This window comes from Pseudoduganella sp., from assembly GCF_041914865.1.
Classification (GTDB): Bacteria; Pseudomonadota; Gammaproteobacteria; order Burkholderiales; family Burkholderiaceae_D; genus Rugamonas.
The window spans coordinates 80,340-93,102 of record NZ_JAYSCO010000015.1 but is presented as its reverse complement, the minus strand read 5'-3'; the positions used below and the strand labels follow the sequence as shown (position 1 = coordinate 93,102).

Genomic DNA, 12,763 nt, shown 5'->3' with positions numbered 1-12,763 from the left:
CCCGCCCGGACCGGCCCCGGGTCGAGGGCTCCTGCGGGCAGCCCGTGCCCGGCGTCGAGGTGCGCCTGGTCAGCCCGCAGACCGGGGTGGACGTCCCGGCCGGCGTCGAGGGCGAGGTGTGGGTACGCGGCCCGAGCGTGATGCTCGGCTACCACGGCCTGCCCGAGGTGACCGCCGCCGCGCTGCGCGACGGCTGGTACCGCACCGGGGACCTGGCCCGCCGCGACGCCGACGGCAACATCTTCGTCACCGGCCGCCACCAGGAGCTGATCATCCGGGGCGGGGAGAAGATCCACCCGGCCGAGGTGGAGGACGCGCTGCGCTCGGTGCCCGGCGTCGCCGACGTGGCGGTCACCGGCCGGCCGCACGAGGTGCTCGGCGAGGTGCCGGTGGCGTTCGTCGTACCCGGCCCGGACGGGTTCGACCCCGCCGAGGCGTACGCGGCCTGCCGGGAGCGGCTGTCCTACTACAAGGTCCCCGACGCGCTCTACGAGATCGACCAGGTGCCCCGCACCGCGTCCGGCAAGGTCACCCGCCGGCTGCTGCTGGCACGGCCGGCGCGGCTGCGCGCGGTCAACGGCGGCCACCACGGGGCGCTGAGCCGGGTCACCTGGCAGCGGCTGGACCTGGCCGCCGCCGCTGTGGAGCCCACCGCCGACCCCGCCACCGAGCCGCGCCGCTGGGCGGTCGTCGGGCCGGGCGGCGCGGCCCTCGTCGAGGCGCTGGCCGTGGCGTCGGCGGGCGAGGTGTTCCGGGCGTACCCGGACCTCGCCGCGCTGGGCGACGACCCGGACCCGCCCGACGTGGCGCTGCTGCCGGCCGGCGTCGCCGACCCACCGGACCTCGCCGGGCGGCTGGGCGACCTGCTCGCCGACGCCCGGTACGCCCACACCCGGCTGGCGCTGCTGACCACCGGCGCGGTCGACGCGTCCACTCCCGACCGCCCCGACGACCCCGACCTGGTGCCGGCCGCCGTGGCGGCGTGGGCGTGGGGGCGCGCGCGCGCCACCGACTGGTCGCGCCTGGCGTGGTGCAGCCAGTGGCGCAGCAGGCGCGAGCCCATCGCGGTGCGGCAGTGGTCCAGTAGCGAGAACAGGGTGGGCGACTCCTGGCCGCGGATGGTTTCGGTCAGCTCCAGGTTGCGGCGGGTGGCGGCATCCAGGCCGATATACTCGTTCTCGGTTTCGCAGGACAGGCTCTTGACGTGCTGCAGGCCGCGGCCCTGGGTGTTTTGCGCATAGCGCAGCAGGGCGCCGGCCGCGCCGAACGCCGCGCCCAGGCCTTCCGCGCCGAAGCCGGTCAGGGTGGCCACGGCCAGCTGGTCGAGCAGGGCCTTGTGGCCGTGCACCACGTCGAAGTGCCAGGCCGGCACATTGTTGACGTGGCACAGGGTGATTTCGTCGAACATGTCGGCGTCGTCGCCGCGCAGGATTTCGGCCGGGGCGATGCGCTCCAGCTCCTGCCGCAGGCGCACGTTGACGCTGCGCTGGTCGCCCGAGAACTCCATCAGGCGCAGCGCGCCGGAAGCGAGCGAGAGCCAGGCCAGGCCGCAGGTGACGTGCTTGCGGTTGTTGATCATGGTCATGGCCAGCAGCGGGCGTTCCGACTTTTCCGGCAGCAGGTCGGCGTCGGTCAGGGTGCCCGGCGTGACCACGCGCACCACTTTGCGTTCGACCGGGCCCTTGGACAGGGCCGGGTCGCCGATCTGCTCGGCGATCGCGCACGATTCGCCCACCTTCACCAGTTTGGCCAGGTAGCCGTCCAGCGAGTGGAAGGGCACGCCGGCCATCTTGATCGGCACGCCGTTCTGGCTGCCGCGCGCGGTCAGCGTGATGCCCAGCACGCGCGAGGCTTTCTCGGCGTCGTCGAAGAACAGTTCGTAGAAGTCGCCCATGCGGTAGAACACCAGCATGGTCGGGTAATCGGCTTTGATGCGCAGGTACTGCGCCATCATCGGGGTGACTTTTTCGGCCGGGCTGTTCTTGACGGCGTCGGGATTGATTTCGGATGGCAGGGTGGTCATCGGTTCATTCGGTCAGGCTGCGCGCCGCGCGCGCGTAAACCTTGCATTTTACTCTACCCGGCCCGTTCGGCCTAAGGGGCGGGCACATGTTGTCACTTTGAACTGAAAGTGGTGATTTTGTAATCGAAATTTATTTTTTCTTAATGATATCAATGAATTAACGCGATGCTGTTCGGCAACAAAGTGCGCCACTTATTTTGAAATTAACGTTAAACTTCTGGCAAATTGCGATTTTGCAAGACTATTTCGACTAACTGGGGAAGCATTGTGAGAAGAGCATCCATGTCCGGTTTCAGCCTGATGGAACTGATGGTAACTGTCGTCATTATCGGCATCCTGGCCGCGGTCGCCATGCCGGCCTATGCCGACTATGTGAAACGCGGCCGCATCCCGCCCGGGACCGCCGCGCTGTCCGAGCTGCGCGCCAAGATGGAGCAGCATTTCCAGGACAACCGCAGCTACAAGGGCGCGTGCGCCAAAGGCGCGCTGGCCGAGCCGCCAACCAACCTGGCCGATTTCTCGATCGCCTGCGAGATTCCGGACGACGGCAACAGCTTCGTCCTGCGCGCCGAAGGCCAGGGCAAGATGAACGGTTTCGTTTTCCGCATCGACGAAAAGAACGCGCGCAGCACGACCTCCGTGCCCAAAGGCTGGACCAAGTCGGATGACTGCTGGGTCACCAACAAGGGCGGTAAATGCTAAGGCGCAGGCAACAGGGCGTGAGCTTGATCGAGCTGATGGTCGGCATCAGCATCGTCGCCTTCCTGCTGGCGGCCGGCATGCCGTCCTTCACGCGCTGGCTGCAGGATGCGCAGAACCGCGCTGCCGCCGAGTCCTTGCTGAACGGTTTGCAGCTGGCGCGCATGGAATCGCTGCGCCGCAATGCGCAGGTGAACTTCACCCTGACCGACAAGGATGGCAAGGTGGCGTGGACGGTCGGCTGCAAGGCGCCGCATGCCGATTGTCCGGCAGCCATCCAGAGCCGCAGCGCGCGCGAGGCGGGCGAGGGGCCGCGCCTTGGCGTCAACAAGGACGTGCTGGCGCCGCCGATTCCGCCGGGGACTTTCGATGCGGCGCTGGAGCCGGGCAGCGGCCTGCTGGCGAGCGTGACGTTCGACAGCCTGGGCCGCGCGCCGGGCGCCGGCAATGGCAAGGACATCACGCGTATCGATGTCACCAACCCAAGGCAGGCCAATGCGCGCCGCTATGTGGTCACCATCAATGTGGGCGGCCAGGTGCGGATGTGCGATCCGGCGCTGGCGCTGGCCAAAGACCCCCAAGGCTGTAGTTAAGGAAACCCTATGAAGCAAATCCCGATTGCTGGCAAACAGCAGGGCAGTGCCTTGATCGAAGCGATGGCCGCCATCATCATTTTCTCGCTCGGCATCCTCGGCATGATCTGGCTGCAAGCCGCCGCGACCAACCAGGTCAGCGACGCCAAGTACCGGCTGGAGGCGAGCTTTGCCGCCAACCAGGTGCTGGGCCAGATGTGGGTCAACCGCAACGAGCTGAATAACTACGTGGCCAAGGATGTCGCGGTGCCGGCCCTGCCGAGCGGCAAGCGCACGGTCGCCGTCAACGGCAGCCAGGTCACCATCACCATCAGCTGGCAGGCGCCCGGCGACAAGAAAGTCCACCGGTACGAGACGGTGGCCTTGATCAACGGTTAAGGAAGTCTATGCAACGTTTACAGAAAGGTTTCGGCCTGGTCGAGATCATGGTGGGCCTGGTGGTCGGCATGATCAGCATGGTCGTCGTGCTGCAAGTGTTCCAGAACGCGGAAGGGCGCAAGCGTACCGTGACCACCAGCGCCGACGCCCAGTCGAACGGCGCCATTGCGCTGTACATGGTGGAAAACGATGCGCGCATGGCCGGCTGGGGCATGTCGCCCAGCGTGTACGCCGAGTGCCACAAGACCTATTCGTACTGCGATGGCAGCGAAGAGTGCGGCGGCAAGGAAGGCGAGCTGGCCGGCATGAACTTCGCGCCGCTGCTGATCACCGACGGCGCGGAAGGCGGGCCGGATACGGTGGCCGTGCAGTACTTCGCCGACCCCGAGGATGGCGCGTTCCGTATGCCGAGCAGCGCCAAGCTGACCCGCTCCAAGCCGCAAGGCTCGGCGGTGCTGGACGTGAACAGCGTGTCCGGCTGCGAGGAGGGCGATATGGTGCTGCTGCGCCAGGCCGGCAACTGCACGCTCGCCAACATCACCCACATCATGGACAAAGATAAGGCGCCCAAGCTGCAGCACAATCCGGGCAAGGATGGCTGGTTCAACCCGCCCGCCAGCTACCAGAACCAGCACAACTGGCCGGCCTACACCAAGGGCGCCAACCTGACCTGCTTCAAACGCAGCCCGGCCAGCGCCACCTTCACCAAGACCTATGCGATCGATCCCGCGACGCGCAACCTGGAGCGCAGCGAGAACGGCGGCGCGCCGGAAATGGTGATGGCCGACATCGTCGACCTGCAAGCACAGTACGGCATCACCGACCCCGGCGGCCAGAAAGTCACGAGCTGGGTCAATGCCGATGCGGATCCATGGAAAAAACCGGGTCCGGGCGACTGGCCGCGCATCAAGGCAATGCGCATGGTGGTGGTGGCGCGCGCCAACCAGTACGAGCGCACCAAGAATGAAAAGGGCGTGTGCACCACGACCACGGCCACGACCGTCGCCAGCTGGCCCAAGTGGGCCGCCTACAACACCAACAAATACCCGGCGGATTGGGGCTGCTATCGCTACCGCGTGTTCGAGACCGTGGTCCCGCTGCGTAACATCATCTGGAGCAATGTATGAAGCGCCCACTGAGCATGGCGGCGCGCCCGGCGCAGGGCGTGGTGCTGGTCGTGACCCTGATCGTGCTGGTGGCACTGACCCTGGCCAGCCTGGCGCTGGTGCGCTCGGTCGACACCTCAGCCATGATCGCCGGCAACCTGGCCTTCAAGCAAAGCGCCGCCATCAGCGCCGACGGCGGGGTGGAGGCGGCCATCAAATGGGTGCGCGACAATAACGCCACCCTGACCGACGACAATCCCTCCAGCGGCTACTACGCCACGCGCCAGGACAAGCTGGACCTGACCGGCGGCCAAAGCCCGGACAACCCGGACGACGACCTGGACTGGGGCGACGATGGCCAGGTCAGCATGCTGCCCAAGGACAGCGTGGGCAACCAGGTGTCCTACGTGGTGCACCGCATGTGCAACAAGCCGGGCAAGCTGGACAGCAATACCTGCTCCACCGAAGAGTCGGAAGTGGAGGGCAGCAGCGAGGGTGCCCGCCTGCAGATGGAAAACTACAAGCCCGGCGGCTGGGACATCGTCGCCAACCGCGGCCTGTACCGCATTACCGTGCGGGTCACCGGCCCCCGCTTCAACGTCGCGTACGCGCAGACCGTCATTTCACAATAACCTGACATCCCCCGAGATCCATGAGGCTATTTACCTACCACCTTCCGGCTGCGGTGCTGTGCGGCGCCGGCCTGCTGCTGAGCGCTGTGACCCAGGCCGGCGATACCGACCTGGCCGACAAGCCGCTGGCCAACTCCACCACCAGCATGGTGCTGCCGAACATCATGCTGGACCTGGACAATTCGGGCAGCATGCGCTGGGACTATATGCCCGACTATGTGCGCATGCGTTCGGACAATACCTTCGAATACTATTGCCGCGACACCAGCGGCACCTTCAAGGCCGTGTGCGAGCAGGGCGACCCCTTGTATTTTGCCTCCGCCTTCAACAAGGCGTATTACAACCCGGCCGTCCGTTACCAGTGGCCGGTCAATGCCGATGGCACGCCCAAAGCCGATGGCCAGGGCAATACCAGCTATAAGTTGGCCACCACCTGGGGCGCGGTGCCCAGCGATGGCTATAACGTGCAGGTGATCGACAACCTGGTCACCCAGACCGCCGCGGCGTCGAAGGAGCCATGCAATGGCGCCTGCCCGTCCACCCAGCCGTCGACCACGATTGACCTGGCGAACAAATACCCGGAGCGCAAATGGTGCAACAGTGACTGGTCGCCCAAATGCAGCTCGGCCGTGGTGCAGGGCGAATACCGTTACCCGGACAGCAGCTACGCGACCCTGCAGGTCGTCTATGGCGCACCGTACTACTACAACGTGAAAATCGAATGGTGCGACGGCACCGGCAGCGCGAAAAAGTGCCAGCCGCGCCGCACCAGCACCTACAAGTACCTCGTCCACAGCAACTGGCAGCGGGTTGACATCAAGTCCGGCGGTACGTTCCCCAAGTCGACCAGCCGGACCGACTGCACCGCCAACGCCGACTATTGCACCTATGGCGAGGAAATGAGCAATTTCGCCACCTGGTACGCCTGGTACCGCACCCGCGCGCAGATGGCCAAGTCCTCCATCGGCCATGCCTTTGTCGAGGTGCGCGGGACGCCCAAGACCGGCGCCGCGTTGAAAGCCGATCCGGACGATGCCAGCTTCTTCCACGCCCGCATTGGGTTGACCACCATCAACAAGAACAAGTCCACCAATATTCCCAACATCAACCTGGCGATTGACGCGTTCCAGGGCAAGCAGAAGGAGTCTTTTTACTCCGAACTGTATAAGTCCTTGCCGTCCGGCGGCACGCCGCTGCGCGAGTCCTTGAACGAAGTGGGCAAAATGTATGCGGGCACCAGCGAAGTGTATGCCGACCCCATCCAGTTCTCTTGCCAACGCAATTTTGCCATCCTGGCTACCGATGGCTACTGGAACGGCAACGACTCCGGTGACACGGTCAAGGACCTGGACGGCGTGAAAGGCGTGGCGCGTCCGTTCTATGCGCCGACCAAGCAGGGCGCCAAGGAAAAAACGCTGGCCGACGTGGCCTACCATTACTACGTCACCGACCTGCGCACGTCTGGCAAAGTCAGCCAGAACAACGTGCCGAGCGGCGGCGGCGATGAGCGCTACGACGACGTCGCGACCCACCAGCACATGACCACCTTCACCCTCGGCCTGGGCGTGGATGGTACGCTCGGCTATACGCCGGACTACAAGACCGCGCCAGGCGCCTACGAGGATATCGCGCAGGGCACGCTCAACTGGCCTTGGCCGGAAGCCAACGAGCAGACCACCATCGACGACCTGTGGCATGCCGCCGTCAACGGCCGTGGCGTGTACTTCAGCGCCCAGGATCCGGTGGCGCTGGAAGAGGGCATGCGCAAGGCGCTGGGCTCGATCGAACAGGTGGATGGCAGCGGCGCGGCAGCGGCGACCTCCAACCTGCAACCGGTGTCCGGCGACAACTACATTTACCTGGCCAACTACCGCACCGGCCTGTGGGACGGCGAGTTGAGCCGCCGCAGCATCAACCTCTCCGACGGCGAGGTGTCGGCCAAGGACGACTGGCAAGCCAGCGCCATGCTGGCTAAACAGATCAATGCCGATGGCAGCGATACCCGCAACATCTGGACCTCGGATGCCAACAAGGCCCTGGTGCCATTCAAAGTCGTCAGCAGCGGGTCGGGCTTGAGCCCGGCACAGCAGGCGTTCTTCGTGAACAGCAAGCTGAGCCAATTCTCGGAATGGACTGCCGAGCAGAAAGCGGCGGCCAATGCCAAGACCATGGTCAACTTCCTGCGCGGGCACGACCCCAAGGTGGGCACCAGCGCCAACGCCCGCCTGTACCGTGAACGCGTGAAAATCCTGGGCGACTTCGTGCACTCGCAACCGGTGTACGTGCAAATGGCGCAGCACGATTTCAGCGACGATGGCTACGCGGACTTCAAGAACAGCACCGAAGGACGTGCCGGCACCATCTACGCCGCCGCCAACGATGGCATGCTGCACGCCTTCGATGCCACCACCGGCGCCGAGCGCTGGGCCTATATCCCGCCCATGCTGCTGCCGGAGCTGTGGCGCCTGGCCGACGAAAACTATGCCGACCACCACCGCTATTACCTGGACGGCCCGCTGGCCGTGGCCGACGCCGATATCGGCGGCTGGAAGACCGTGCTGGTGGGCGCCATGGGCAAGGGCGGGCGCGGCTATTACGCGCTGGACGTGACCAATCCGGCGCAGCCGAAAGTGCTGTGGACCTTTACCGCTGAAAACGAGCCGAACCTTGGCTTCAGCTATGGCACGCCGTACATCACCAAACTGGACGGCAAGTGGGTGGTGCTGCTGACGTCCGGCTACAACAACGTGCCGAAGCAGGGTGGCTTCAACGGCGGCGATGGCGGGGGCTATGTGTTTGTGCTGAACCTGGCCGACGGTAGCAAATACGGCAATCCGATCGCCACCGGCGCCGGCAGCGTGGATGACCCGAGCGGCCTGGCGCGCATCAATATCGTGGTGGAAGATTTCGCGCATGACGATACGGCGCTGGCGGCCTACGGCGGCGATTTGCACGGCAACCTGTGGCGCTTCGACCTGAAGAACCGCAGCGCCAGCCAGCTGCTGAAACTGGGCAGCGGCATGCCCATCACCACCACGCCGGAGGTGGTCACCATCGGCACCAAGCGTTCCGTGTTTGTCGCCACCGGCCGTTTCCTCGGCACCGACGACCTGGCGCCGCCGGCCAAAAAGCAGGTCATCATCGGCGTGCGCGACAATGGCAGCGGGGTGGTGGAGTTCCCGGGCACCCTGATCAAGCAAAGCCTGACCCCGGTCAGCGAGGGCGGCGTGGTGAAAACGCGCACCAACGCCAGCAAGCAAAAGGTCAGCTGGGCCACCGACGGCGGCTGGTATGTGGAGCTGGACGATGCCGGCGAGCGCGTCAGCGTCGATCCGCAGCTGTTCTTCGGCACCCTGCTGGTGTCGAGCGTGGTGCCGACCGCCTCCGACTGCGAATCGGGCGGCTACAGCTGGATGTACCAGCTCGACTACAACACCGGCGGCTTCGTGATCGAGAATACGCCGGTCGGCATCCGCCAGTCGGCGCCGATCGTCGGCATGACGGTCAGCAAGCTGCCGAGCGGTACCCCGGTCATCCACGGCGTGACGGCCGATGGCCAGCGCCCGCGCGTGAGCAAGTTCAACTTGCCGCCCAACGGTGTCGGTGTGCCGGTCAAGCGCCTGCTGTGGCGTGGCCTTGGCAATTGATCGTGGCCGCGCCGGCGCGCTGGCGCTGGCGCTATCGCTGCACCTGGCTGTGCTGGCCGCCGCCCTGGCGCCGCGCTACCACTACGCCGGCGCGCCGGCCTTGGCGGCCGACGCCGTAGCGCCCGTGCTGACGGTGCGCCTGCTGGCCCACGCCGGCAGCGCGCCGGCGGCGCCGGCCCGCCCGCTCTCCGTTCCGTCCGCACCGGCCGTCGCCGCTGCCGCGCGCCATGCGCCGGCGGCTGCCCCGGCGGCAGCGGAGGCGGTGGCGGAATACCAGGCGCCGGCGCTGGCCTCCGGCATGGAAGGGCCGCAGCTGCTGCTGGTGCCCGGGATTGATGCGGGCAACCTGGCCTTGCGCTTGTGGCTCGGCGCCGATGGCGCGGTGGAGCGGGTCGAGCTGGGCCAGCACCGCTACAGCGACGCCGATGCGCAGCGCCTGTACGAGACGCTGATGCAAGTGCGCTTCCATCCGGCGCGCCGCCATGGCCAGCCGGTCCCGGCTGAGCTGGAACTGTTTGTGCGGGTGGTGGGCGACCTGGGCGCCTGAGTCTCAGTGCCAGTTCACCACGCGGCCGCGCTGCGGCGGCACCAGCAACTCCACATCCCCTGCAGCCACCGCGCTGGTCGGATCGGCCAGGAAACGCGATAGCCCCGCTTCGCCGCTGCGCGCCTGCACCCCGACCCAGGCGTCGCGCCAGGTGTGCTTGGCGGCGTACAGGGCGGCGTCGGCCACGCGCTGCAGCGCTTCCGGCGTCAGCGCGCTGGGGCGGCCCGGCATGCCGGGGAAGGCGGCAAAGCCGATCGACACCGTCTTGCGCAGCACCTGGCCGCCGGGAATGGTGAAGTGATGGGCGGCGATGGCGCAGCGGATCTTCTCCGCCAGCGCCGGCGCGTCGCTGCGTTCGATGAAGCGCGCCAGCAGCAGGAATTCTTCGCCGCCCCAGCGCACGATATGGTCGGCGCTGCGCATGCAGGCGCGCAGCACGGCGGCGGTCTGCTGCAGCACGGCGTCGCCGGCGGCGTGGCCATATTCGTCGTTGACGCGCTTGAAATGGTCCAGGTCGAGCATGAACAGCACCAGGTCGGCATGCGGTTCGGGCGGCACGCTGCGGTGGCGCCGCGCCGCCAGGTCGAAGTCGGCCTGGATGGTCTGCTCCAGGTAGCGCCGGTTGTGCAGGCCGGTCAGCGGGTCGGTCAGGCTGGCCTGCTCCAGGCGGCGCGAAGCCGCTTCCAGTGCGGCCGTGCGCTCCGCTACCAGGCGCTCGAGCTGGGCGCCGCGCCGGCGCAGCTGGCGCAGGCGCAGGCGGAACAGGCCGAACACGCCCAGCGCGCCCAGCAGCCACAGGGCGCTGCGGAACCACCAGGTCTGGTAGAAAGCCGGCTGCACATGCAGCTGCAGGCGCCACTCCTGCGGGCTCCATTGGCCGGCGCGGTTGCTGGCCTGCACGCGCAGCTGGTAGTCGCCCGGCGGCAGGTGGGAATAGGCCGCCACGCGCTGGCGCGCGTCGACATTGACCCAGCCGGCATCGTAGCCGTCCAGGCGGTAGCGGTAGTGCTGCAGCTCGGGCGCGCTGAAGTCGGGCGCGGCAAACTCCAGGCGCAGGTCGTGCTGGCCCGGCTGCAGGGTGCGCGCCGCCAGCACGCCGGCGCCGGGCTGCTCGACGCCGTCGATGCTGAGCGCGGTGGCCGTCACGGCCGGCTGGTAGTCCCAGCGCCGCAGCAGCTGCGGGCGCACGCGCAGCAAGCCTTCCGGCGAGCCAAACAGCAGGTCGCCGTTGCGCATGCGCGCGCGGCTGGCGTAATACAGGGTGCGGAATTCATTGCCGTCGGCGCGGTCGAAGCTGCGCCAGCGCCACGTCAGCGGGTCGATGCGGATCCGGCTGCCGAGCCAGACCTGGCCTTGCGCGTCCTGCAGCAGCGATTCGGGCGGCTGCGCCGGCAGCTTCAGGCGGCTCGACAGCAGGTCGAACTGGGCCGTCTTGCCGTCGAAGCCGCGCAGGATGGCGACGCCGGCCTGGGTCGCCAGCCACAGCTGGCCGTCCTTGTCCACCATCAGGTCCGGCACCCAGTTGTCGGGCAGGCTGTCAGCGCGTGCCGGGTCGCGGTAGATGCGCTGCGCGCGGCCGCTGGCCGTGTCGAAGGCGTTGATGCCGTGGTTGGTGCCGACCCACAGCGTGCCGTCCGGGGTGAAGGCGAGCGACTCGACTTCGCGCCCGGACAGGCTGGCCGGGTCGGCCGGATCGTGGCGCCAGGCGCGGATGGCGCCGTCGGCGCCGAGGCGCGCCAGGCCGTGCTGGGACCCGGCCCACAGCGCACCGTCGGCGCCGAACAGCATGGCGCGGATCGGCCCGCCCGGCAGGCCGTGCGCCGTGCCCAGGCGCTGGAAGCCGGCCTGGCCCGGGCGCTGGCGGTGCAGGGTGCCATCCAGCGTGGCGACCCACATGCTGCCGTCCGGCCCTTGCGCCAGGCAGGTGATGGCGCCGTCGGCCAGCGCGTCGGGCCGCGTGGGGTCGGGGCGGAAACCGGCCGCCAGTTTGCCGCCGGCATCCAGCACGTCGACCCCGTTGCCATTGGTGCCCAGCCACAGCCGGCCGTCGGCCGCTTCCAGCGCGCGCACGATGGCCGGGTGGCTCGGGCCGTGCGGGTTGGCCGGGCTGTGGCGCAGCTTGAGGAAGGCGCGGCTGGCCGGGTCGTGGCGCGCGATGCCGCCGCCCCAGGTGCCGGCCCAGGCGATGCCCGAGCGGTCCACCAGCAGGGCGCCGATGCGGTCGTTGCCGATGCTGGACACGCCGGTGCCGTCGTGGCGCAGGCGCTCCAGCACGGCCAGGCTGGCGCCGTCCACCACGTCGATGCCCTGGCCGAAGGTGCCGAGCCAGATTTCGCCGGGCACCGGTTCGGCAATGCTGTAGACCCAGTAGTGGCCCAGCTTGGGCACCGCCTGCAGCCTGCCGCTGGCCGGTTCGTAGACGGCGGCGCCCTCGCGCGAGCTGGCGATCCAGATGCGGCCCTGGCTGTCCTGGAACAGGCGGGTGGCGTTGCCGGGGCCGACCGGCGCCGAAAAGCGCCCCTCGCCGAGCCAGCGCTGCAGGCCGGCCTGGCCGGCCACCCACAGGCGGCCTTCGCGGTCCTGCAGCACGGCGCGCAGCTGGCTGCCGGCCAGGTAGCGGCGGAACCTGCCGCTGGCCGGGTCGAGCACGGACAGGCCACCGTCGGTGGCCAGCCACAGGCTGCCGTCGGCCAGTTCGGCCACGCTTTCCACGCGGTCGCTGGCCAGGCTGTCCGGCTGGCGCGGGTCGTGGCGGTACTGGGTGAAGCGTTCCGTGCGCGGGTCGAACACCGACAGGCCGCTGCTGATGGTGCCGACCCACAGGCGGCCGTCGCGCGCCGCGTGCAGGGCGCGGATATAGCTGCCGCCCAGCGCCTGCGGGTCGCCGGGGCGGGCGCGGAACACCTTGTAGCCGTAGCCGTCGTAGCGCACCAGACCGCCCTGGGTGCCGATCCACAGCAAGCCCTGTGCGTCCTGCGTCATGGCGGTAGTCAGGTGGGCCGGCACGTCGTCCGGCAGCGCCAGGCGCGCGAACGAGACCATGCCGGGCCGTTGTTGCGCCGACGCGATAGTGGCGCCGGCGAACAGGCAGGCGAGCAGGGCGCACCGCAGCAGCGAACGGGGAGGAAGCATTGCCAA

At 68.0% G+C, this 12,763-nt stretch carries 8 protein-coding genes and 2 pseudogenes; 8 read left to right on the top strand and 2 right to left on the bottom strand.

Features of this window, described 5'->3' with window-relative positions:
- Positions 1-467, top strand: a pseudogene (locus ACE3TQ_RS09910) (class I adenylate-forming enzyme family protein); the annotation flags it as partial.
- A 500-nt stretch (positions 468-967) separates the two neighbouring features.
- On the opposite strand, the pseudogene ACE3TQ_RS09905 reads toward ACE3TQ_RS09910, so the two are convergent.
- Positions 968-2,023 (bottom strand): annotated as a pseudogene (locus ACE3TQ_RS09905) (DNA mismatch repair protein MutS); the annotation flags it as partial.
- 282 nt (positions 2,024-2,305) lie between these two features.
- On the opposite strand from ACE3TQ_RS09905, the gene ACE3TQ_RS09900 reads away from it, so the two are divergent.
- The 7 genes from ACE3TQ_RS09900 to ACE3TQ_RS09870 are packed head-to-tail and all read left to right on the top strand — an operon-like array spanning position 2,306 to position 9,625.
- Positions 2,306-2,725, top strand: coding sequence for a type IV pilin protein (locus ACE3TQ_RS09900; protein WP_374581961.1), 420 nt, complete (start codon positions 2,306-2,308; stop codon positions 2,723-2,725).
- On the top strand, positions 2,719-3,315 hold the full coding sequence (locus ACE3TQ_RS09895) for a GspH/FimT family pseudopilin (protein ID WP_374581960.1): 597 nt from the start codon (positions 2,719-2,721) through the stop codon (positions 3,313-3,315). Before ACE3TQ_RS09900 ends, ACE3TQ_RS09895 begins: the two co-directional genes overlap by 7 nt.
- A gap of 9 nt (positions 3,316-3,324) precedes the next feature.
- Positions 3,325-3,693, top strand: coding sequence for a hypothetical protein (locus tag ACE3TQ_RS09890; RefSeq protein WP_374581959.1), 369 nt, complete (start codon positions 3,325-3,327; stop codon positions 3,691-3,693).
- Positions 3,694-3,701: 8 nt separating this feature from the next.
- Complete coding sequence (locus tag ACE3TQ_RS09885; protein ID WP_374581957.1) at positions 3,702-4,820, top strand: PilW family protein; 1,119 nt, start codon at positions 3,702-3,704, stop codon at positions 4,818-4,820.
- On the top strand, positions 4,817-5,431 hold the full coding sequence (locus tag ACE3TQ_RS09880; protein ID WP_374581956.1) for a hypothetical protein: 615 nt from the start codon (positions 4,817-4,819) through the stop codon (positions 5,429-5,431). The genes ACE3TQ_RS09885 and ACE3TQ_RS09880 overlap by 4 nt, the downstream gene beginning before the upstream one ends.
- A gap of 20 nt (positions 5,432-5,451) precedes the next feature.
- A complete protein-coding gene (locus ACE3TQ_RS09875; protein ID WP_374581955.1) occupies positions 5,452-9,078 on the top strand; it encodes a pilus assembly protein in 3,627 nt (1,208 codons plus the stop codon).
- Positions 9,068-9,625, top strand: a complete 558-nt coding sequence (locus ACE3TQ_RS09870) for a hypothetical protein (protein ID WP_374581954.1) — start codon at positions 9,068-9,070, stop codon at positions 9,623-9,625. Before ACE3TQ_RS09875 ends, ACE3TQ_RS09870 begins: the two co-directional genes overlap by 11 nt.
- Before the next feature lie 3 nt (positions 9,626-9,628).
- Here the strand turns inward: ACE3TQ_RS09870 and ACE3TQ_RS09865 are convergent, their stop codons facing one another.
- Positions 9,629-12,757, bottom strand: a complete 3,129-nt coding sequence (locus tag ACE3TQ_RS09865) for a two-component regulator propeller domain-containing protein (RefSeq protein ID WP_374581953.1) — start codon at positions 12,755-12,757, stop codon at positions 9,629-9,631.
- Positions 12,758-12,763: the final 6 nt, after the last annotated feature.